The organism is Streptomyces sp. NBC_00090 (genome assembly GCF_045160815.1).
Lineage (GTDB): Bacteria > Actinomycetota > Actinomycetes > Streptomycetales > Streptomycetaceae > Streptomyces.
The window spans coordinates 6,653,076-6,674,722 of sequence record NZ_CP108224.1 but is presented as its reverse complement, the minus strand read 5'-3'; the positions used below and the strand labels follow the sequence as shown (position 1 = coordinate 6,674,722).

Below are 21,647 nucleotides of genomic sequence, written 5' to 3'. Positions count from 1 at the left end.
CGGTCACCCGGTGCCGGTCCCGGCACCGGCCGGGTCCGGGGCCGCCGGGTCGGCGGCGCCGGTGGTCGGGGTCTGCGTCGGCTCGGTCGGCTCCGTGGGCTCCGTCGGATCGGCCGGATCGGCCGGATCGGCCGTGGGGCCGGTCGGCGTCGGGGTGGGCGTCGACTCGCCGCCGGTGGAACCGGTGGGGTCCGTGGAGTCCGTGGGCGTCGGCTCCGGGTCCGGGGTCGCGGTGCCGGTGCCTTCGGTGCCCTGATCGCCCGGGTCCGGCGTGACGCCCGTCGCGGGGGTGCCGTCGCCGTCCTCCCGCTGTCCGCCGTCGCCGGCCGAGCCGGACGGCGTGGGAGCGGGGGTCTCGCCCCGGTCCGGCGCGTCCTGGCCGGAGTGCCCGCCGCCACGGACGACGGAACCGAAGGTGGTGGCCCCCTGGGTGCCGCTGAAGTCCTGGCCGGAGACCAGTTCGTAGGTGGTGATGCCGCCCATCGTGACGCCGAAGACCAGGGCCGCGGCGATCATCGGGCGCTTCCAGCCCCGGACGCGGGTGCCGTGGGTCGTCGCCGCGCCGAACTCCTCCTCGGGCTCGGACGCGCCGGAGTACGTGGCGGTGGGCGCGACCGTGCCGAGCATCAGCGTGTGGTCGCCGGCGTCCCGCGCCGGCCGTGCGGCCGACAGCGGCACCTGACGGGTCCTCGGCTTGCCGGCGGCCGTGGTCGCGTCGCGCACCTGCTCTCCGGTGCGCTTGAACAGGTGCTGGAAGAGCGGGCCGCCGCAGGTGGCGATGACGCTGATCACTCCGGCGCCGAGGATCGTGCCGTACACACCGAGGGTGGAGGCGAGTTTGGCGGCGATGACCGCGGCCAGGGCGCTGCCCGAGACCTGGGCCACGCTCAGGTCGATCCTCCTCCTGCCGCCCTCCTTCTCCTCGTCCGCGTGCTCCTCCTTCGGCTCCTCCTTCGGCTCCTCCCGCTTCTCCGGCTCGTCCGTGTCGGTCTCCGGCCTGTGACGCATCTCCAACCCCTGACGGTTCTTCCGTTCGCCTTGCACCCAGAAGGGACAAATGGGCGAAGCGAATAGTTCCGTTTCTGTTGGTTCTGTGAAGAGCGACACGTGAGGGGAAGATCGCGGAGACTCAACTCCCGTACCGCCCGAGAAGTTGGGCGGCGCGCCGGTCCACCCAAGTGGCCCGAATGGAGTACATTGGCGAACCCTGGGTCCGGACGCCTTCACGGGTGCCCGGGATCGGGGAGGGGGCCGAACGTGGCACTCGAACCGGCGGCGCCTTGCACCGCACGGAGACCCGCTGCACAGCGTGACCGTCAGTCACTCTGAGTGGCGATCAGGTAACCGTGCCATAACGGCGTCCCAGGGTCCATGCCCGACACGCCGGGCAACTCGGCAAGGTAGTGGCAGGCTGCACCCGGGCAGGCCACACTCGACTAGCGGAAGCAGCGACGCACGTGACGTCGGCAGGCACCACCCGGGAGGTCCCCATGCCCGAACTGCGTGTCGTGGCCGTCTCCAACGACGGCACACGACTGGTGCTGAAGGCTGCTGACAGCACGGAGTACACACTTCCGATCGACGAGCGGCTCCGCGCCGCCGTGCGCAACGACCGTGCGCGCCTCGGCCAGATCGAGATCGAGGTGGAGAGCCACCTCCGCCCCCGTGACATCCAGGCGCGGATACGTGCCGGTGCCTCCGCCGAGGAGGTCGCCCAGCTCGCCGGCATCCCCGTCGACCGCGTACGGCGCTTCGAGGGCCCCGTCCTGGCGGAGCGCGCCTTCATGGCGGAGCGGGCCCGCAAGACCCCGGTCCGCAGGCCCGGGGAGAACAGCGGCCCGCAGCTCGGCGAGGCGGTGCAGGAGCGGCTGCTGCTGCGCGGCGCCGACAAGGACACCGTCCAGTGGGACTCGTGGCGGCGCGACGACGGCACCTGGGAGGTGCTGCTCGTCTACCGCGTCGCCGGCGAGGTCCACACGGCGAGCTGGACGTACGACCCGCCCAGGCGGCTCGTACAGGCCGTGGACGACGAGGCGCGGGCGCTGATCGGCGAGACGGACGACACCATCGCCGCCGCGCCGGAGCCGAGCTTCCCCTTCGTGCCGCGCATCGCCCGGCTGCCCCGGGACAGGCCCCTGGACCGGGCGCTCGACCGCCAGCTGGACCGTCTGGAGCGGACGCCCGCCCCGGCTCCCGAGCCGGAGGAGGAGCGGGACACGCTGACGAGCCTCCTGGAGGCCGTGCCGAGCTTCCGCGGCGACATGGTCGTGCCCGAGCCCGCGGACACGGAGCCCTCCGAGGAGTCGGAGGCGGAGGAGCCGCCGGCCCCGGCCGCCTCGGCGGGCGCGGGTTCCGCGTACGCCGACGTCCTGATGCCGCGCGCGGTGTCGGGCCACCGCGACCGCCTGACGGGCACCACCGACCGCCAGGCCGAGGCGGACGGCGTCCGCCCGGGCCGCCGCGCGGCGGTGCCCAGCTGGGACGAGATCGTCTTCGGCACCCGGAGGAAGAAGCAGGAGTAGCGGCGACCTCCGTACGCACCTGTTGTTCCGTACGCCTGTACGCCCTGGTACATGAAAGGCCCGCGCCGAGCGATTGCCGGCGCGGGCCCTTTCGCGTACGGGGGCGGGTGCGGGTGCGGCTATGCCTCGGCCCCGGGTCCCGGGTCCCGCGGGGTCACTGGGGGTCCGGGCCCGTGGCGACCGGGCGGGCCGGGTCCGCGGACCACTCCGACCAGGAGCCGGCGTAGAGGGCCGCGGGGATGCCCGCGATCTCCAGGGCCAGGACCTCGTGGGCGCCGGAGACGCCCGAGCCGCAGTAGACGGCGACCGGCGTGCCCTCGGCGGCGCCCAGGGCGGTGAAGCGGTCCCGCAGGATGCCGGCACCCAGGAACAGGCCGTTCTCGGCCACGTTCTCCGTCGTCGGGGCGGAGACGGCGCCCGGGATGTGCCCGCCGACCCGGTCGATCGGCTCCACGTCGCCGCGGTACCGCTCCGCCGCCCGGGCGTCCAGGAGCAGCCCGGCGCGGGCCAGCGCCGCCGCCTCGTCCGCGTCGAGCAGCCCCAGGGCGCCGGGCGCCGGGCGGAAGTCCCCCGGCTCCGGCTCGGGGCTCTTCTCGGACAGCTCCCCCGTCCAGGCCGCGAGGCCTCCGTCGAGGACCCGCACGTCCGGGTGGCCCGCCCAGCGGAGCAGCCACCAGGCGCGGGCCGCGCCCCAGCCGAGGCCGCCGTCGTAGACGACGACGGGCCGCTCCGCCGAGACACCCGCTCGGCGCATCGCGGCCCCGAAGGCCGCCACGCCGGGCAGCGGGTGCCGGCCGCCGCTCCCGGGCGGCCCCGCGAGTTCCGTGTCCAGGTCGACGTAGACCGCCCCGGGGATGTGGCCGGCCTCGTACGCGGGTCGTCCGGGCGGGCCGCCGAGCGTCCAGCGGACGTCCAGGAGGACCGGCGGACGCGGCCCGGCCGACTCGCTACGAAGTTCGCTTACGGAGATGATGGGCTTCATGGGTCCATCCTCGCGCAGCGGCACGGCCGCGGGAGGACGACCCGGCGTCCTCCCGTGACAACGCGCCACTGGCTGTGCGGCCGGGACGCGCCGCCCGCCCGTCGGTGCGACCATCGGCCCTGACGCACGCGGCACGGCCACGACGACGGTCCGAGGAGAGAGTGACGATGACCGAGGCGACTCGGCGCACACCCGGTACACCCTGTTGGGTGAGCCTGATGGTGCACGGGCTTGACGCGACACAGGAGTTCTACAACGCGCTCTTCGGCTGGGAATTCGTCCCCGGCCCGCAGCCCCTCGGCCCGTACGTGCGGGCGCTGCTCGACGGCCAGGAGGTGGCGGGCATCGGCCAGCTGCCGCCCGACCGGCACCTGCCCATCGCCTGGACCACGTATCTGGCCACCGACGACGCGGACGAGACCGCGGAGACCATCCGCTGCTGCGGCGGCACGGTCGCGGTGGGCCCGCTGGACGCCGGCGAGGCGGGCCGGATGGCGATCTGCTCCGACCCGACCGGCGCGGTCTTCGGCGTCTGGCAGGCGGAGGCGCACCACGGCATCGCGACCGCGGGGCCGCCCGGGACCCCGGTGTGGAACGAGCTCCTCACGTACGAGACGTCCTCGGTCGGCAAGTTCTACCGGTCGGTCTTCGGCTACGAGGTGGAGCCGGTCGTCTCCGCCGACTTCGACTTCGCGACGCTCCACCTGGACGAGCGCCCGGTGGCCTCCCTGCACGGCGTCGGCAACGCGCTGCCCCGGGACCGGGGCGCGCACTGGATGACGTACTTCGAGGTCGACGACGCCGACGGGGCCGCCCGGCTGGTCGCGGAGCTCGGCGGTCATGTGCTGAAGCCGCCGCGGAACGGCACCGCCGGGCGGCTCACCCTGGTGACGGACCCGGAGGGCGCGGTGTTCACGCTCGTGAGGTCCGCCGACCGCTGACCCGCTCAGCCCCGGCGGGCCCGTGCGAGGCCGCGGCGGAGCCGGGACGTGCCGCCGGCCGGTTCCGGGGCGGTGGCCGCCGTCGCGCCCGGCAGACCGAGCTGGGTCAGCCGCTCCGGGGTGAAGTGGTGCGCGATGCCGGGCTCCGCGTGGTGCTCGGCAAGGAAGCGCGTGGCCTCCTCGCGGAGCCCCGGGTGGCTCTTGTGCCGCATGCAGTACCCGACGGCCCGCACCAGGGGCGCCAGCGAGGCCGGGGCCGCTCCGGGGACCGCGGGTTCCTCGCCCCCCTCCAGGTCCGCGACCAGGTGGTCGACGACGGTGAGCGGGATCCGGTTGCTGTTCTCGAAGGGGGTGAGCCGTTCGAGGACCTCGGCCGTGCCGACGCGGGCGACGGGGATGTCGTAGTAGACGGCCGCGGTGAGCAGCGCCGTGGAGAAGCAGCCGACGACGAGCCGGGGCCGGCACCGCTCGTAGAAGGTCTCGGCGAGCAGCGGCCCGTCGAGGACCGTCAGCCGTACGCCGGCCCGCTCCGCCTCCTCGTCGAGGACCTGGGAGTAGCGGGCGGGCGCGGTCGGGTGCGGCTTGAAGACCACCGAGCGGTGTCCGGCCGCCGCCGCTCCGCGCAGCATCCGTACGTGCAGTTCCTCCTCCTCCTCGGCGGTGAGGAGGTTGAGGGCGGCGAGGTACTGGCCGAGCAGGAGCGCCGTGGGCTCGGCGGCGATCGCCCGCGCGACCGGCGAATCCCCCTCCCCGGCTCCGGGGGCGCCCTCCGCCTCCTCGGCGCGGGAGGCCTCGGCGATCTCGGCGAGCACCGCGCGGAAGGCGCCGTCGGGTACGAGCTCGGGTTCGACCCCGTACTCGCTCAGGAGCATGGGCCGCAGCCCCGGGACCAGGTCGAGGTGGAGGACCCGCCGGATGCGGACGGCGATCGACTGCGCGAGGTCGGAGCGGGTCGGGCCGTAGCTCATGAGGCCGTCGGCGTAGACCTCCACGGAGCTCTCGGCGAAGACGGCGGCGAGCGCCTTGGCGGGGTTGACCTGGATGGATTCGACGATCACCTCGACCGGGGCGGTGCCGAGGTCCCAGGCGGTCCGCAGGACGCGCTGCCAGAGCGGGGCCTCCTCGGGCCGGGGGGCCCAGGTGGCGGGGTGGTACGGGTGGACCGTCTCGTTCCAGTCGAGGGTGGAGTCGAAGCGGGCGGCGATCCGCTCGTAGCCGGTCATGGTCTCCAGGCGCAACGCGGTCTCCGGGATCTCGGCGTTGTGCGAGATCAGCAGGAGCCGGCGGGCGTCCGCGCGGGGGCCGAACTGTCCGGCGTCGAGCGCCGCCGCCAGAGTGGCGGCGCCGTACAGGGTGGACACCTGGAAGATCTGGACCCGGCGGGGGTCGGGGGCCGTGCCGGGGGCCATGGCGGGGTTCGTGTCGGGAGCCATGGGTCAGGCGGTCCTTCCGGTTTCGCGCAGGCTCCGGAGGAGGGTGCTGCGCGGGGTGTCCATGGTGGCGAGGGTCTCGTCGAGGACCTGCTGCGGCATGCGTCGCAGGGCGTCTCCGACGTCGGCGCGGAGCCGTTCGGCGACGGCGGGCTCGTACTTCCCGACCTTGCCCATGTGGAAGGCGATCATCGCGCAGTAGGTGCGGACCGCCTTCGGGAGGAAGCGGTCCGCCTCGGCGTCCCGGGAGACGTCGTCGAGCAGCAGGTCGTACGAGGGAATGAAGTCCAGCTGACGGTTGTCGGTGATCTGGGTGAGCGAGGTGGTGACGCCTCGCCGGTAGAAGACACCGTGCAGGGAAAGGGCCGCGAACGTGCGTGCCTTGAGGTGGAGACGCCAGATCCAGAGGCGGTCCTCGGCCGTTCTCAGGGAGGTCTCGAAACGCGAGGCGCCGTTCTCGAAGAGCCGTCCGCTGTAAATGCCGAAGGGGACGAAGGGATAGTCGACCATCGTCACCATGCTGGCGGGCGAGATGCCGTCCCTGGGGTCCATCACCGTGTCGCGGCGCTTGGCGGGGGCGTAGCGGATCTGGCGTTTCCGGCCTTCCGCGAGGACGTGGTCGGTACGGGCGAAATCGCAGTCCAGGCGGGAGATTCCGGCCACGGCGGCGCTCAGGTGGCCGGGTGCGTACCAGTCGTCGCCGTCCAGGAAGGTGAGGTAGTCGCCCCGTGCCGCGTCGATTCCGGTGTTGCGCGCCTGGGCGACGCCGAGATTCGTCTCGTGCCGGATGACGGTGGCGTTGGGCAGACGGTCGCGCCAGCGGTCGAGGACTTCCGGGGTGTCGTCCGTCGAGCAGTCGTCGATCAGCAGGAACTCGAATTCCGGGTTCGCATTGTTCGCGAGACTGCGCAGGGTGTCGGGAGCGTAGGGCCCGACATTGTGGAACGGGACGACGACGGACAGTTCAGGCACTCGGAATCCCCACACTGAATCGAACAATTAAACGCCGGTACGGCGGGCACAGTAGCCGTCCGGTTTTCCGGGTGAACGATCCGCGCGTGCACTCCGGGTGAACTCTTGCCGTCCCTGGTGGAAACCCGTCAGGGACGGGCGCGGAGGGAGCGGCGGTGCAGGAACGCCGTCGCGGCCAGGGCGAGGAGCGCGGCCGCCCCGACGGCGCCGCCGAGGCGCAGCCCCGGCGGCCGGAAGGAGCAGCTGACCGTGGTCGCCCGCCCGTCGAGGGGGACGGCGACGAGCCCCTGGTAGGCGCGGGCGGGTCCGGGCGCCGCGTCTCCCGCGGCGCAGCGCCAGCCGGAGATGCGGGGGGCCGCGAGCACGGCGACGCCCGTGCTGCCCGGGGGCAGTTCGGCCGTGACGCCGTGGCCGCCGGCGCGCACCCGGGTGGCGCCGGTGGCGGTCAGCTGCCGGACGGCGGAGTCGAGCCGGGCGCGGACGAGGCAGCCGACGGGTTGGCGGGGCAGCCTGATCCCGGCCTCGGGCAGCAGGTCGATGCTCACGTCGCCGGAGGCGGGCACGGCGCCGAGGGCCCGCATGGGGGCGCGTACGGCGGGTGGCTTCCCCTCGAAGTCGACGGCGGCCGCCCCTGCCAGGGCCGCCGAGCCCTTGTACTCGGGGGCCCAGAACCAGACTTCGGAGCCCGCCGGGCAGCGGGCGGTGAGGGTGCGTCCGGTACGGCGTGTCTCCGGCGGCAGCTCGTACACCGAGGCGCCGAGGAGGAGTTCCTGCCGGACGAAGGCGGAGTCCCCCGGGCGCGGGGCGCGTTGACCGCGCGGGCGGACCGTCACCAGGGGCGGTACGGGGGTCGTGGCGACGGTGACCGTGGCGCGGGGCCGTGCGTCCTGCCGTACCGGCTCCGTGGGTTCGGAGCGCATCCGGGTGCCGATGGAGAAGAGGACGTCCGTCACGGGGTTGTCGAGGGTGACCGGATGCCGGCCCTTGGCGTAGTGGCCGAAGCCGAGGGAGGAGAGGGTGGAGGAGGTCACGTCGGCGGTGAGGCTGCTGTAGTAGTCGGCGCCCTGGCCTCCGACGATCAGGACGTCGTTGCCGCCGGGCACCTCTCCGGGGTCCGTACGGAAGCGGGGCCAGCCGTCCGCGCGCGCGACCTCGCGGGCCGCCGACGCGTGCCAGGGGCCGATCCGGGGCGACCAGGCGACCTCGCTGCGCTGCTGCTCCTCGATCCGCTTCCCGGTGACGACCGTCTCGCCCGCCTGTGCGGCGACGAGGAGGAGTACGGCCAGGACGGGGAGGACGCGGGTGGCGTTCCGCCGGGTGCCCTCCTGGGCGGGGAGGACGCGGGGTTCCTTCCGCCGGGTGCCCTCCCGGGCGGGGAGGACGCGGGGTTCCTTCCGCCGGATGCCCTCCCGGGCGAGGAGGACGGCGGCAAGTGCCAGGCCCGCGGAGGCCAGGAAGGCCGGGAAGGTCCGGTCGTCGATGTCGACGCTCCCCCGGGCCGCCCACGCCAGGGTCCCGAGCAGCGCGCCGCCCGCGAGGAGCGCGGTCGGCCGGGGCACCCCCTGGGCGACCGAGAGCCAGGCGGCGATCAGCAGGAGGCCGCACAGGACGAAGGTCTGACGGTACGGAAGGCCGTTGGGCGAGGCTCCCGCGTGCCAGAGCAGATGGGTGGGCTCCCACTGGAGCGAGAGCGTCACCAGGACGACGGCCGCCGTCCAGCCGGCCCGGACGCGGGGGGCGACGGCCCGGTTGAAGGGCAGGGTCAGGGCGAGGGCGAGGGCGGGCGTACCGATGAAGAGGGCGGGGCTGTCCACGCTCGCCGTCGCGGGCAGGAAGCGGGCGAGGACGTCCGTCCAGGGCGCGGGCGCGAAGGTGGTCACCGGGGTGGGGTCGGCGACCCGGGTGGCGAGGAAGACGACCACGACGAGCGGCGCGGCGAGCCCGATGCCGATGAGCACGCCCCGGGCGGCCCGGAGCGCGCCCGCGATCCGCTGCCGGGCGGTCGCGCTCTCCTCCGCGGTGAGGAGCCGGACGGCGAGGACGACGGCGGCGCCGAGGGTGGCCATGTAGGCGGTGTAGAAGTTGGCGATCCAGGACAGGGCGACGACGAGGGGGCCGAGGACGGGACGGCGGCCGGTGCGGGCCCACTCGCCGACCAGGCAGAGCAGCGGGAAGGCGACGAGTCCGTCGAGCCACATCGGGACGGTGGCGCCGTAGTTGAGAGTCCATCCGGAGAGGGCGTACGCGGTGCCGAGCACGGCGGCGACCGGCCAGGGTCCTGGGCGCAGCCGCAGGAGCAGCAGCGCCGCCCCGGCTCCCGCGGCGGCGATCTTGACGGCGGTGACCACGTAGAGGGCGAGCTCGATCCGGTCCGCCGGGAAGAGGACGACGAGCAGGTCGAAGGGGCTGCTCAGGTAGGTCCCGATGTCGCCGAGGAAGTTGGAGCCGAAGCCGGAGTTCCAGTTGAGGAAGGCGTCGCCGTGCGTCTCGCCGAGCAGGAGGGCGCGCCAGTAGGCGTGGAACGGCAGGTACTGCTGGCCGAGGTCGACGATGTTCCTGGTCACCGGCCCGAAGGGGTACGTGCGGGACAGCGCGGTCGCGACGCAGAGCAGCACGGTGGTGAGCAGGGCGGCGGCGAGCGGCGCGGCGCCGGCCGGGGCCCGCAGGGCTCGTACGAGGGAGCCGGGCCCGCGCCGGTTCGCGCCCTCCCCCTTCTCGCCGTCGACCTCGTCGAGCACGGTCTCGGCGGCGGGGGGCACACGACCTCCAAGGGGCGGGTGGAGCGGGAACGCCCGGAGAGGGAACGTCACGGGTCGACCGCCATTACCGCCGAGGCGGGCGACCCGTAACCGATCATCAGGCGCCGTTCCGGTACACCCCGGGTGAACTCCCGGTGCCCCATGGTGTCGCCCGGCCGTCGTCGAGCGGGTCAGGCGGCCGGTGTCAGGGACACGAGCTCGTCGACCGTACGGGCGACCGTACCGAAGAGGTCGGAGACCGTCGTCAGGCTCGCGGCCTGGAGCACCTCGGAGGCGACGACCGTGCCGTCCGGCGCCGGAAGCGGCCGGGTGGCGGTGGCCTCGGCGACGACGGTCGGGCGGTAGCCGAGGTTGAAGGCGCCCTGCGCGGTGAAGAGGACGCACATGTGCGTCATGAACCCGGCGATGACCAGGTCGCCGCTGACGCCGAGCTCCTTGAGGGTCTGCTCCAGGTCCGTGGCGTGGAAGGCGTTGGGGAACTGCTTGACGACCACCTTCTCGCCCTCGATCGGGGCGACTTCGTCACTGATCGAGCCGACCTCGGCCCGGATGTCGTAGGGGGTGCCCTCGCCGCCGTCGTTCACGATGTGCACGACGGGCGCGCCGGCGGCCCGGGCGGCGGCGAGCAGTCGGGCGCCGGCGGCCACGGCCTCCTCGGCACCGTCGAGCCGCATGACGCCGCCGCGGTAGGTGTTCTGGAAGTCGATCATGATGAGGGCCGAGTCGGCCAGTCGCGGCAGCTCCTGGGGAAGGCCGATCACCTCACGCAGGGTGGTGGACGCGGTCATGGCGGTTCCTTTCGATGCGTACGGGGGGATGGAGGGGGAGGCGGCGTTTTCTACGCTAACACATTCCGTAATCATCGATAACAGAACTCCCGCGAGGGCGCCCGACGGGGGGCTCAAGCACCACAAACGCCCAGGTCCCCCCTGTTAGCGCTGTTATCGTGAGAGCCATGTCGACGGCACGAGAGCGCATCCTGGAAGCCACCGAGGAACTGCTCGCCACCAAGGACGCCCTGGCGATCTCGACCCGGGCCATCTGCGACCGGGCGAAGGTCGGCATGCCCGAGATCTACCGCCAGTTCGGCGACAAGCAGGGCCTGCTCACCGCGGTCGCCGACATCGGCTTCGCGCGCTTCCTCGCCGAGAAGAGGCGCAACCCGCTGACGGACGATCCGGTGGCGGACCTGCGTACGGCCTGGGACAGCCACGTCGCGTTCGCGCTCCGCAACCCGTACCTCTACCGCCTGATGTTCACGCCGACGGGCGATGCCAAGCCGCAGGCCATCAAGGAGGCGCAGGCCATCCTCCTGACGGCCGTGGAGCGCTGCCGCGACGCCGGACGCCTGCGCATGACCCCCGAGCTGGCCGGGCAGTCGATCCTCTCCGCCAACGTGGGGGTCTGCATGATGGCGCTCTCCTTCCCCGAGCTGTTCGGAAGCGCCGACATCTCCCGGGCGGTGCGCGACGCCGTGATCGGGAAGGTCACCGGCGACGAGCGCGAGGACGCCCGGATCGGTACGGCGACCCTCCTCGCCCAGGCGCTGGTCGGCACTCTCACGGGCACGGCACCCGTCAGCGGCGACGCGCTCGACCACCTGACCCGCTCACTCCGGCCGGCGGCCGCGCCCCCGGAGGCGTAACGCGCCACGCCCGGCGCCTTCAAGGCCGGACCCGGCACGGCCCCGAGCGCCCGCATCGGGGAGAGCGCGTCGGCGCGGGCCGTCACCGAGGTCACGAGGCGGCCCGCTACAGCCCCGCGGCAGGGTCCGCCGGCACAAGCGCTCCCCGATTCGCCGGATGGCGCCTGTTGCGGTCCAGGATCGGGGGCGCCGCCAGACGGGGAAGCATCACACCCCAGAACCGGTCGGCCGTGGCCGGGTCCAGCCACTCGGGAGCCCCCACGCTCATGGCCTCGAACCCCACGGTCGCGGCTACCACCGCGAGCGCCGCGTCGGCGCCGACGACCCCTTCGGCGAGCTCCCCCCTGCGCCCCGCCTCGTCGAGCACCTCCTCGACCCAGCGCCTCCACTGGCCCCGCAGACCCGCGCCGCCGTCCGGCCCCAGAGCACCTCGCGCGCCGAGCCCGAACCCCGCCCGGACCACCGGATCGTCACGGAGTCGCAGCAGCAGCAGGTGCGTGGCCTCGATCAGACGCTGCAGCGGATGGGTGCACCTGCTGCCGTCCGGATCACCGCCCTGCCCACAGATCTGCTCCCGAAGGATCCGGCAGGCCTCCCCCTCGACGGCCAGGGCCAGTTCGAGTTTGCTCTCGAAGTGGAAGTGCAGCGCGCCGGTGCTCACTCCCGCCGTCCTGCTGATGGAGGTCAGCGACGCCTGGACGAACCCCTCCCGGGCGAACACCTCGGCGGCGGCCTGGACCAGCGCCCGTCTGGTGCGAACCGCGCGATCTTGCATGGCCATCTGGGCTCTCCTCGCTGCGGGGCCAGCGGCCCTCCGGCCGACTGCCCGTCTTCGTACGGTTGCTGAGGCGGGTCGCCGCGCTTGCGGGACAACAGGTCGGCGTGATGGGTACGTTCACATATTACCCTAACAAACCGCCTGTGCGGTTTACCTTGCAACGTCGAGAAAGCGCCATCGCCGACTGCGCGGAGCCCTGTGGAGCGAGGGGTACCGCCGAGGCGCCCTAGCGGCCGGCGGCCCTACCTGCCTGCCCCCGCCAGAGGCAACATCGGGTCTCGATGGGACGTATACCGGCCAGTAGGTTCTCTTCGAGTCGCCAGCAGTCATCATATGGCTCGACAGGTACGGGAAAACCGCGCTATTTCCCTGATAAACAGACCTGTCTCCGAGTCGACGGTGGCGGGCGCAGCGGTCCGGTGATCACGCGCAGCCGATGGCGCCACCGAAGAAGGAACTCGCCGGGCTGTCGCGGCTGATGGAGCCGCTCTTCGGCCCGGGGTGGGCTCCGGCGGGTAAGGGCGCCACGCTCCCCCGCCTGCTCGCGGGGCGGCGGGCGGGGCGGCGGGCGCGGCCGCGGATCGACTCGCGCTGTTCATGCTGACCCTCCGGTCCCGCGGCAACGGCCGGGTCCGGCTGGTGGGTTGGCCGCACGGAGAGGGGACGAGGCAGCTCGGCCGGGGTACACACGGCCAGGACTTCCACGCTCGGGGCTTCAGGAGCGGCTCCGGCCTGCCCTGCCTCCGCGCGGCGGCGGATCGGAGGGATCGCGGTCGGGCGGCTGCCGAATCGCGGTCAGACGGCTACTACCGAATCGTGGTCAGGCGGCTGCCGGGTTCAGGAAAACGGGGAGCGAGCTGTATCCGTTGACGATGAAGGATCCCATCGGGTCGAGCTCCTCCACCGGGCGGGCCATCGTCATCCGCGGGAAACGCTCCAGGATCCGGGCCAGGGCGACGGATGCCTCCAACCGGGCCAGCGGGGCTCCGACACAGTGGTGGACACCGTGCCCGAAGCCGAGGTTCTCGCGGCGTCCGGGACGCATCAGGTCGAATGTGGCGGCGTCGGCTCCATGCTGTTCCGCATCGATCCCGGCGGCGGCGAAGGACACCAGGATGGGGTCGCCCTTCTTGATCGACACGCCGTCCAGGTCGATGTCGTCCACGGCGAACCGCATGGGCGAGAAGGCCGCCGGGTTACGGGTCCGCATGGTCTCGGCGACGACGTCGTTCCAGTCGGCCCGGCCCGCCCGGACGTGCTCCAGCTGTTCGGGATGGGTCAGCAGGGCGGCGAGGGCGTTGACGATCAACGTGCAGGTCGTCTCCTGCCCTGCCGCGATCATGAGGTACAGGGTTCCGAGGAGTTCCTGCTCCTGGAGCCCCTCGCCGTTGTCGCGGATCTCGATCAAGGCGGACGTCAGGTCGTCGCCGGGTGCCGAACGCTTCTCCTGGACGATCGCGGCCAGCATCCCGAAGACCCGCAGCCGTGCCGCGGCCATCTCCTCACCGCTGACGGTGGTGTCGAAGACGGTGTCCAGGGCGGAGCACAGAGGGCTCGTGTCGGCGTCCGAAACCCCGAACAGTTCGCATATCACCTTCACGGGCAGGACCTTGGCGAACACCGCCCGCAGATCGGTCTGCTCGTCGCCGGGCAGCAGCTCCAGGCCGTCCAGCAGTTCCGCGACGATCGCCTCCACACGGCCGCGGAGCGCTTCCGTGCGGCGGGCGGTGAACGCTCCCGCGACCAGGCGGCGGAGACGGGAGTGGTCCTCGCCATAGGCGAAGAGCATGTTCTCGTTCGCCACCCAGGGATAGAGGGGCCACTGGTCGGTTATGCGCCCTTCACGGAATGCCGGCCAGTGCTTGCGGGCGTCCTTGGAGACCCGGGGGTCCCCAAGTACCTGCTTGATGTACCGCTGCCGGGTGACTGCCCAGGCGAGGACTCCGCCGGGCAGTTCCACTTCCACAGCGGCCCCCTGCCGCTGCAACATGACGGCCTCGCCCGCGAGGTCACGTCCCAGGACGTCGAGCGCGTAAGGGCATGCAGGTGCTTTCATCGTGTGATCCCCCGTGTGTTTTGGTGTGGTGTGAGCGCGATCCGGTTCCCCCACGGACACTCCCCGCCGCCTTCGGCGCAGGTGTTCCCGTGACGGATCGCGCCGACGGCTCAGGGCGAGGCGAGCTCGCTCCTCTCGTCCCGCAGTCGTACAGCTTCCTCGTACACTTCCGCGCCTCGTCCCGCATCGAACTGGAGCCGGGCGAGTACCGTCGGTGCCGCGATGGCCGCCATGAGGTTCTGGTAGAGGTCGATGACCCGCTCCGACATGTCCTCGCGTTCCGTCATGATGTTCGACAGAACCTGGACTCCGGTGAAGGCGCCGACGGCCAGCTTCGTGATCGACTCCACATCGATGTGCGGCAGGATCTCCCCCGCCAGCTTGGCCTCTTCGAAGAGGCTCTGGGTGTGATCGATCCACCGCTGCATCGGCACGCGCCGGTCCAGGCCGTCCTTGCTCGACCCCTGGTCCACGGTCAGGCGCACGCTGCCGCTGACGATCGGGTCACCCGTCCCCTTCTGGAGGAGATGGGCCAGCAACAGCGCCTCGTCCATGGACTGTTGCAGCTTCAGTTCCCGCACGGGGACCGCCGGAAGAGCGTCGACCTGGGCGTCCAGGACCCCCTGAGCCAGATCCCTTTTGGACGGGAAATGGAAGTAAAGGGCCCCCTTGGTCACGCCGGACTGCGTGAGGATGTCGGAGATCGACGCCGCGTCGTACCCGACCTGATCGAAGACCTCCGCAGCCGCGACCAGTACTGCCTGACGCGTTCGCACAGCCCGTTCTTGCCGTACCACAGCCCACCTCCAGAGAAAGAAACCATCCGGTATCAATCTTACCCAGGCACGCTGATGGGCCCTTACCTCAAGGAACGGTCATCCAGAATCACCAAAAAGCGGTAATTACGGACCTCCCTCGGCCGCGGAGCGCTGCAACACGCCCAAGGATAAAACCAGTCAGCCGGTTTTTCAAGGGGGGACTCCTGTTGATTAAACCGGTTGGTAGGTATTTTATGGTCCTCATCAGTCGCTGACGGCGTTCAGAGGGGCCTTTGACCATGACCATCCTGACGTTCCAAGCCACAAGTCCGTCCCGGGAAGCGGAGCCGGGGCGCATACCCGAGCAGCGGCGCCCGGAGCGCCGCACGAGCGTCGAGCCGGTCGAGGGCGCCTCTCCCTTACGACGGGAACTGGCACACCTGCTCTTCGATCAGGACGACAGGAACCGCGTCCATGGTTCATGGCGACAACTACTCGCCACAGAGGAGTTCCGTCACCGCGCCGGCCTGTCCCCCGGCGACCGCACGGCCCTCGCGTACGAGCGCCTGCGATCGGTCAACACCCGTGTCGACTCTCCCCTGGACCTCGCGGGGGACGCGCGGTTGCTCTCCGCTCTGCACGAGTGGGTCGGAGTCGCGGACGGGGGCGTCTGCACCCTCGCCAGCATCCACTACAACCTGTTCCTGGGCAGCCTGCTCGATCATCAGAACGGCGCCGGCGGGCGCGACCTCTCCGAGTTCACCTCGATGCGCAGCACAGGAACGTTTCTCTGTACGGAGTTGGACCACGGCAACGACGCTCCGGCACTCCGGACCACTGCCGTACTGGACCCCGAGACAGGTGGTTTTATCCTGCACACACCGACCCCGGGCGCCCAGAAGTTCATGCCGAACACGAGCCTGGCCGGCGGGCCGAAGAGCGCCGTCGTCGCGGCCCGTCTCGTGATCGACGGCGAGGACCAGGGAGTCTTCCTCTTCCTCACCCGGCTGAGCGACGAGAACGGCCACCTTCCCGGGATCCACGTCCGCAAGCTCCCCGACCGTACCGGCACCCCCGTGGACCACTGCCTCACCGCCTTCGAGCACGTGAGGCTCCCCCGTGAAGCCCTGCTGGAGGCAGCCCACGGCCGCCTCGACGGCGAAGGCCGTCTCCACAGTGAGGTCGGCAGCACGCGCAAGCGCTTCCTGCGCTCGGTCGGCCGCGTCACCGCCGGGAAGCTCTGCATGAGCGCCGGAACCCTCGGTATGTCCCGCGCGGCCCTGGCCATCGCCGTACGCCACGCCCACTCGCGCTACATCAGCGGCCCGAAGCTCGGTGAGCGCGTGCCCCTGGCGGCGCACCGCAGTCATCACGGCCGCCTTCTCCACGGCCTCGCCACGGCGTACGCGATGACCTTCCTCCACCGCACGACGGTGTCCCGATGGATGGAGCACACCCCTCAGGAGCGGGCGGACGTGGAACGGCTCATCGCCATCGCGAAGGGCTGGATCACCTGGCAGGCCCGGGCACTGACGACCGAGGCCCGCGAACGCTGCGGGGCACAGGGGTTCTTCCCCGCCAACGGCATCTCCGAGCTGACTCAGAACATCGAAGGCGGGATCACCGCCGAGGGGGACAACCTCGTCATCTGGGTGAAGGCCGGGTCCGAGATGCTCTTCGGGCAGGACATGGAGCGCCGCGCCCGTCCCCTCACGCCGCCCGCCGACATGTCACTGACCAGCCTTCCCTTCCTCCGCGATCTCCTCACCGAAGTCGTAGCGCTCTGGCAGTCGCGGGCTCGTACGGCGCTGCGTCAAGGTCCCAAGGGCGATCCGCTCGGCCGATGGAACGAGGCATCCGGCCCTGCCCTGGAAATGGTCTCGGCCTACGCCGGCCTCAAGGCCGCCGACGCCTTCATCGAAGCGGTGGCCCAGGCGGAGAGCGACGCGACGCGCACGCTCCTCGAGGAGTTGTGCAGGCTGTTCCTGCTCCGTCAGATCGAGGGTCACACGGGCGATCTGCTCGCGGAGGGCCACCTGACCGCCGATCACGTCCGTATGCTCCCGTACCTCGTCAACGGTGTCATCGCCGGCCTGGCACCCCACATGATGGCCTTGGTCGATGCCTTCGACCTGCCTTCCGAGTTCCTCGGGGCCATCCCGATCGCCGCCGACAGGCGGCTCGGGGACGGAGCGGACGAATGGGCTCGCCCGGCTCGCGTCTGGGAGTGACGCGTCTCGGAGCGACCCGAACCGTCGGGCCTCCGCCCGGAGGCGAAGGCTCGACGGTCGTCCCGGAGTCCAGCGGTCCGATGGCCTGGCGAGGAGCGCACTGCCCGTCAGAGGATCCGAAAGACAGGCCCTAGCCGACGACGGTCCAGGTGTCGCCGCCTGCGAGCAGCGCTCCCAGGTCGCCCTTGCCGTTCTGCTCGATCGAGGCGTCGAGTTGGTCGGACATCCGGGTGTCGTAGACCGGCCGGTCCACACTGCGCAGCACACCGATCGGGGTGTGGTGCAAGGTGTCGGGGTCGGCGAGCCGGGACAGGGCGAAGGCCGTGGTCGGGGACGGCGCGTGCGCGTCGTGGACGAGGATCCGTGACTGGTTGTCCTCGGTGACGGCGACGACCTCGAGGTCACCGGTGATCGCGTCGCGGACGACGCCCTTCGCGCCGTCCGCACCGAAGCGGATGGGCTGCCCGTGCTCCAGTCGGATGACGGCTTCCTCGGCCCGCTGCTTGTCCTTGAGTGCTTCGAAGGCGCCGTCGTTGAAGATGTTGCAGTTCTGGTAGATCTCCACCAGAGCGGTGCCGGGGTGGGCGGCGGCCTGGCGCAGCACGTCGGTGAGGTGCTTGCGGTCGGAGTCGACGGTGCGGGCGACGAAGGACGCCTCGGCGCCGATCGCGAGGGAGACCGGGTTGAACGGTGTGTCGATCGAGCCCATCGGCGTCGACTTGGTGATCTTTCCGACCTCGGAGGTCGGGCTGTACTGGCCCTTGGTGAGGCCGTAGATCCGGTTGTTGAACAGCAGGATCTTCAGATTCACGTTACGGCGCAGGGCGTGGATGAGGTGGTTGCCGCCGATCGACAGGGCGTCGCCGTCGCCGGTGACCACCCACACGCTCAAGTCGCGGCGGGAGGAGGCCAGTCCGGTGGCGATGGCCGGGGCGCGGCCGTGGATGGAGTGCATCCCGTAGGTGTCCATGTAGTACGGGAAACGGCTGGAGCAGCCGATACCCGAGACGAAGACGATGTTCTCCTTGGCCAGGCCCAGCTCGGGCATGAAGCCCTGCACGGCGGCCAGAACCGCGTAGTCACCGCAGCCGGGGCACCAGCGGACCTCCTGGTCGGACTTGAAGTCCTTGGCCGAAAGGGCGACTTCGGATCGGGGTACGAGGGACAGGGCCTCAGCGGGCATCGTTGGCCTCCTGGATACGGACCGCGAGCTGCTCGGCCTTGAAGGGCATGCCGTTGACCTGGGTGAAGGACTCGGCGTCGACCAGGTACTTGGCGCGGACGAGGGTGGCGAGCTGGCCCAGATTCATTTCCGGGATCAAGACGCGCTCGTAGCGGGCGAGTACCTCGCCGAGGTTGCGGGGGAAGGGGTTGAGGTGGTTCAGGTGCGCCTGGGCGACGGCGCCGCCGGCGGCCCTGACCCTGCGTACCGCCGCGGTGATCGGTCCGTACGTCGAACCCCAGCCGAGCACCAGGAGCCTGGCCCCGTCGGTGGGGCCTCCCTCGCTCGAGCCAGGTCGAGAGCCCGGGGACGGGTCGTCCACTTCGAGGTCGGGTACCCGGATTCCGTCGATCTTGGCCTGCCGGGTGCGGACCATGAAGTCGTGGTTGGCCGGGTCGTAGGAGATGTTGCCGGTGCCGTCCTGCTTCTCGATGCCGCCGATGCGGTGCTCGAGGCCGGGTGTGCCGGGAATCGCCCAGGGGCGCGCGAGGGTCTGCTCGTCGCGCTTGTAGGGCCAGAACACCTCGCTGCCGTCGTCCAGGGTGTGGTTGGGGCCCTGGGCGAACCGCACCCGCAGATCCGGTAGCTCATCGGTCTCCGGGATCCGCCACGGCTCGGAGCCGTTGGCCAGATAGCCGTCCGAGAGCAGGAAGACCGGGGTGCGGTAGGTGACCGCGATCCGCGCGGCCTCGATCGCCGCGTCGAAGCAGTCGGCCGGCGTCCTGGGCGCCACCACCGGCACCGGCGCCTCCCCGTTACGGCCGTACATGGCCTGCAGGAGGTCGGCCTGCTCGGTCTTGGTCGGAAGCCCGGTCGAGGGACCGCCGCGCTGGATCGCCACGATCAGCAGCGGCAGCTCCAGGGAGACCGCCAGGCCGATGGTCTCCGACTTGAGCGCCACACCGGGCCCGGAGGTGGTGGTCACCGCCAGCGACCCGCCGAAGGCCGCACCCAGTGAGGCGCCGATGGCCGCGATCTCGTCCTCGGCCTGGAAGGTGCGCACCCCGAAGTTCTTGTGCCGGGACAGCTCGTGCAGGATGTCCGAGGCCGGAGTGATCGGATACGAGCCCAGGTACAGCGGCAGATCCGCCTGCCGGCCCGCGGCGATCAGCCCGTAGGACAGGGCCAGGTTCCCGGAGATGTTGCGGTACGTGCCCGGCGGGAACGCCTTCGTCGCCGGCGCCACCTCGTAGGAGACCGCGAAGTCCTCGGTCGTCTCACCGAAGTTCCAGCCCGCCCTGAACGCGACCACGTTCGCCTCGGCGATCTCCGGCTGCTTGGCGAACTTGGTGCGCAGGAACCTCTCGGTGCCCTCGGTGGGCCGGTGGTACATCCACGACAGCAGCCCCAGGGCGAACATGTTCTTCGAGCGGCCCGCGTCCTTGCGCGACAGCGCGAAGTCCTTCAGCGCCTCCACGGTCAGCGTGTTCAGCGGCACCGGATGCACGTGATACGCCTCGAGCGAGCCGTCCTCCAGCGGCGAGGTCTCGTAGCCGACCTTCTGCATCGCCCGCTTGGTGAACTCGTCCGTGTTCACGATGATCTCCGCGCCCCGCGGCAGATCCCCGATGTTCGCCTTCAGTGCCGCCGGGTTCATCGCCACCAGCACGTTCGGGGCGTCACCCGGCGTGAGGATGTCGTGGTCCGCGAAATGCAGCTGGAAGCTCGACACCCCCGGCAGGGTGCCGGCGGGCGCCCGGATCTCGGCGGGGAAGTTGGGCAGCGTCGAGAGGTCGTTGCCGAACGAGGCCGTCTCCGAGGTGAAGCGGTCACCCGTGAGCTGCATACCGTCACCGGAGTCACCCGCGAACCGGATGATCACCCGGTCCAACCTCCGGACTTCCTTTACGTTCACTGTTCTCCTCACCGTGATGCTTCCCGGAGCCGCTTTGGGGCACAGGGCGACGACATCCACCCTGTTCGGTCCCGGGCCCCGGTTCAATACATCCCGGATCAGGCTTCGGTGAGGTTCTTGCGGTGTGCTTCAACTGGGTGGTGCCGGCGTCAGAGGACGGTCAGGGCCGGTGCAGACCGGAGGCCGCACGGCAGACACGAGGGGCACACCCGGCCTGCCGGGTGTGCCCCTCGTGTCGCCATGGAGGAGAGCCCACGAGGGTGACCGGTAGGCACCACTCGCCGTGTCGTGCAGGCCTGCCTCAGGCCTGGTCGCCCGGGACCGGCTCCTTGCTGAGCGCCTCGACCGCCTTGCGCAGCGTGGCGGCCACGGTCAGGACGTCGCCGTCGGTCAGCCCGGGATGGATCGGCAGGCAGAGCGTCTCCCCCGCGGCCTGGTCGCTGCCCGGGAGCACGGCATCGGAGGCGTAGGTGGGCACCTTGTGCAGCGGCGCGTACCGGAAGGTGGTGTAGATGTCGGCCGCGAGCAGCTCGGAGGCGACCTGGTCCCGGATGGCCGCGCTCATCCGCACCCAGTAGAAGTAGTACGAGGACTCGTGTCCGGCCGGCAGCTCCGGCGGCAGCCGGAGCCCGTCGGCGTCGGCCAGCTCGCGGTCGTACAGGTCCACGATCTCGCGGCGGCGGGTGATGAACTCGCCGAGCCGGCGCAGCTGTACCTGGCCGATGGCGGCGGTGAGGTCGTTGCCGATGACCCGGCGCCCGACCTCGGGGACCTCCAGCTCCCACCACCGGTGCGAGACCTTGGCGTAGGCGAGCCCGGTGGCCTGCACCAGGCCGTGATAGGCCAGTCGCCTGGCCCGTGCGGCCTGTTCGGCGTCGCGGACGTAGAGCATGCCGCCGTCGCCGGTGATCAGGACCTTCGCGGCGTCGAAGCTCCACATCGCCAGATCGCCGAAGGTACCGACCGCCTTGCCGTCGACCCGGGAGGCCGGGGAGCAGGCGGAATCCTCGATCAGCTGGATGCCGAGGGCGCGGCAGCGCTCCGCGATCTCCACGATGTGGCCGGGGTAGCCGCCGTAGTGCAGGACGACCACGGCCCTGGTGCGCGGCGAGACGGCCGCCTCGATGTCCTGCCAGGAGGGGTTGAGGGTCTCCGGGGCCACATCGCAGAAGACCGGACGTCCGCCATGGGCGACGATGGCGTTGGCCGCGGCGAGGAAACTCGTCGACGGCAGCACGACTTCGTCACCCGCGGACAGGTTCAGCATCTCCATGGCGAGGAACAGCCCGGCCGTACCGGAGTTGAGGAAGACCAACCGGTCCGCCTCAACGCCCAGGTGCTGGGCGAACTCGGCTTCGAACGCCTGGGTGCGCGGGCCGTGTCCCAGCCACTTGCTCTCGAAGATCTCGGCCACGGCGGCGAGTTCCTCCTCGCCCACTTGCGGCTGGAAGAGATTGATCACGTCTGTCTCCTGGATGGGTGGGTCAGGGACGTCC

Annotated in this window: 16 protein-coding genes; 4 read left to right on the top strand and 12 right to left on the bottom strand. The window is 71.3% G+C overall.

Translation table 11 applies throughout. From position 1 onward, the window contains the following. Positions 1–3: 3 nt before the first annotated feature. Positions 4–1,014 carry a hypothetical protein gene (locus OG361_RS29915; RefSeq protein ID WP_405858423.1) on the bottom strand — a complete coding sequence of 337 codons (1,011 nt, stop codon included), beginning with the start codon at positions 1,012–1,014 and terminating at the stop codon, positions 4–6. A gap of 443 nt (positions 1,015–1,457) precedes the next feature. Between OG361_RS29915 and sepH the strand changes: the two genes are divergently transcribed. Beyond that, positions 1,458–2,522: a septation protein SepH gene (sepH, locus tag OG361_RS29910; protein ID WP_384567880.1), complete on the top strand. Its 1,065-nt coding sequence runs from the start codon at positions 1,458–1,460 to the stop codon at positions 2,520–2,522. 154 nt (positions 2,523–2,676) lie between these two features. Here the strand turns inward: sepH and OG361_RS29905 are convergent, their stop codons facing one another. Beyond that, positions 2,677–3,504, bottom strand: a complete 828-nt coding sequence (locus OG361_RS29905) for a sulfurtransferase (RefSeq protein ID WP_405858421.1) — start codon at positions 3,502–3,504, stop codon at positions 2,677–2,679. Between the two features lie 167 nt (positions 3,505–3,671). Between OG361_RS29905 and OG361_RS29900 the strand changes: the two genes are divergently transcribed. Next, complete coding sequence (locus tag OG361_RS29900) at positions 3,672–4,445, top strand: VOC family protein (protein ID WP_405858419.1); 774 nt, start codon at positions 3,672–3,674, stop codon at positions 4,443–4,445. Positions 4,446–4,450: 5 nt separating this feature from the next. On the opposite strand, the gene OG361_RS29895 is transcribed toward OG361_RS29900, so the two are convergent. From OG361_RS29895 to OG361_RS29880, 4 genes are all read right to left on the bottom strand, one after another. Beyond that, positions 4,451–5,878 carry a polysialyltransferase family glycosyltransferase gene (locus tag OG361_RS29895; protein ID WP_405858417.1) on the bottom strand — a complete coding sequence of 476 codons (1,428 nt, stop codon included), beginning with the start codon at positions 5,876–5,878 and terminating at the stop codon, positions 4,451–4,453. A 3-nt stretch (positions 5,879–5,881) separates the two neighbouring features. Then, complete coding sequence (locus OG361_RS29890) at positions 5,882–6,847, bottom strand: glycosyltransferase family 2 protein (RefSeq protein ID WP_405858415.1); 966 nt, start codon at positions 6,845–6,847, stop codon at positions 5,882–5,884. A gap of 128 nt (positions 6,848–6,975) precedes the next feature. Beyond that, on the bottom strand, positions 6,976–9,606 hold the full coding sequence (locus OG361_RS29885; RefSeq protein WP_405858413.1) for a YfhO family protein: 2,631 nt from the start codon (positions 9,604–9,606) through the stop codon (positions 6,976–6,978). Between the two features lie 170 nt (positions 9,607–9,776). Further along, positions 9,777–10,394: an isochorismatase family protein gene (locus OG361_RS29880; protein WP_405858411.1), complete on the bottom strand. Its 618-nt coding sequence runs from the start codon at positions 10,392–10,394 to the stop codon at positions 9,777–9,779. 167 nt (positions 10,395–10,561) lie between these two features. Here OG361_RS29880 and OG361_RS29875 point away from each other — a divergent pair, with 167 nt between their 5' ends. Beyond that, a complete protein-coding gene (locus OG361_RS29875) occupies positions 10,562–11,251 on the top strand; it encodes a TetR/AcrR family transcriptional regulator (RefSeq protein WP_405858409.1) in 690 nt (229 codons plus the stop codon). A 106-nt stretch (positions 11,252–11,357) separates the two neighbouring features. Here the strand turns inward: OG361_RS29875 and OG361_RS29870 are convergent, their stop codons facing one another. The 3 genes from OG361_RS29870 to OG361_RS29860 form a co-directional block, all read right to left on the bottom strand. Then, complete coding sequence (locus tag OG361_RS29870; protein ID WP_405858407.1) at positions 11,358–12,032, bottom strand: ScbR family autoregulator-binding transcription factor; 675 nt, start codon at positions 12,030–12,032, stop codon at positions 11,358–11,360. Positions 12,033–12,849: 817 nt separating this feature from the next. After that, a complete protein-coding gene (locus OG361_RS29865; protein ID WP_405858405.1) occupies positions 12,850–14,085 on the bottom strand; it encodes a cytochrome P450 in 1,236 nt (411 codons plus the stop codon). Between the two features lie 110 nt (positions 14,086–14,195). After that, the gene (locus OG361_RS29860) at positions 14,196–14,882 is read right to left on the bottom strand and encodes a ScbR family autoregulator-binding transcription factor (protein ID WP_405862518.1); all 687 of its coding nucleotides are present in this window, start codon (positions 14,880–14,882) and stop codon (positions 14,196–14,198) included. Positions 14,883–15,142: 260 nt separating this feature from the next. Between OG361_RS29860 and OG361_RS29855 the strand changes: the two genes are divergently transcribed. After that, the gene (locus OG361_RS29855) at positions 15,143–17,074 is read left to right on the top strand and encodes an acyl-CoA dehydrogenase (RefSeq protein WP_405858403.1); all 1,932 of its coding nucleotides are present in this window, start codon (positions 15,143–15,145) and stop codon (positions 17,072–17,074) included. Positions 17,075–17,204: 130 nt separating this feature from the next. On the opposite strand, the gene OG361_RS29850 is transcribed toward OG361_RS29855, so the two are convergent. From OG361_RS29850 to OG361_RS29840, 3 genes are all read right to left on the bottom strand, one after another. Then, positions 17,205–18,257 (bottom strand): 2-oxoacid:ferredoxin oxidoreductase subunit beta, encoded by a 1,053-nt coding sequence (locus OG361_RS29850; protein WP_405858401.1) that lies wholly within the window; start codon positions 18,255–18,257, stop codon positions 17,205–17,207. Further along, on the bottom strand, positions 18,247–20,196 hold the full coding sequence (locus OG361_RS29845; protein ID WP_405862516.1) for a 2-oxoacid:acceptor oxidoreductase subunit alpha: 1,950 nt from the start codon (positions 20,194–20,196) through the stop codon (positions 18,247–18,249). The genes OG361_RS29850 and OG361_RS29845 overlap by 11 nt, the downstream gene beginning before the upstream one ends. A gap of 256 nt (positions 20,197–20,452) precedes the next feature. Beyond that, positions 20,453–21,613, bottom strand: a complete 1,161-nt coding sequence (locus tag OG361_RS29840) for a DegT/DnrJ/EryC1/StrS family aminotransferase (protein WP_405858399.1) — start codon at positions 21,611–21,613, stop codon at positions 20,453–20,455. Between the last annotated feature and the right edge of the window lie 34 nt (positions 21,614–21,647).

Bases quoted from the DNA above. Each gene is read 5' to 3' on its own strand.
- OG361_RS29850 (WP_405858401.1), bottom strand. From the start codon at position 18,257: ATGCCCGCTGAGGCCCTGTCCCTCGTACCCCGATCCGAAGTCGCCCTT.
- OG361_RS29905 (WP_405858421.1), bottom strand. From the start codon at position 3,504: ATGAAGCCCATCATCTCCGTAAGCGAACTTCGTAGCGAGTCGGCCGGG.
- OG361_RS29875 (WP_405858409.1), top strand. From the start codon at position 10,562: ATGTCGACGGCACGAGAGCGCATCCTGGAAGCCACCGAGGAACTGCTC.
- OG361_RS29880 (WP_405858411.1), bottom strand. From the start codon at position 10,394: ATGACCGCGTCCACCACCCTGCGTGAGGTGATCGGCCTTCCCCAGGAG.
- OG361_RS29855 (WP_405858403.1), top strand. From the start codon at position 15,143: ATGACCATCCTGACGTTCCAAGCCACAAGTCCGTCCCGGGAAGCGGAG.
- OG361_RS29900 (WP_405858419.1), top strand. From the start codon at position 3,672: ATGACCGAGGCGACTCGGCGCACACCCGGTACACCCTGTTGGGTGAGC.
- OG361_RS29895 (WP_405858417.1), bottom strand. From the start codon at position 5,878: ATGGCTCCCGACACGAACCCCGCCATGGCCCCCGGCACGGCCCCCGAC.
- OG361_RS29865 (WP_405858405.1), bottom strand. From the start codon at position 14,085: ATGAAAGCACCTGCATGCCCTTACGCGCTCGACGTCCTGGGACGTGAC.
- OG361_RS29870 (WP_405858407.1), bottom strand. From the start codon at position 12,032: ATGGCCATGCAAGATCGCGCGGTTCGCACCAGACGGGCGCTGGTCCAG.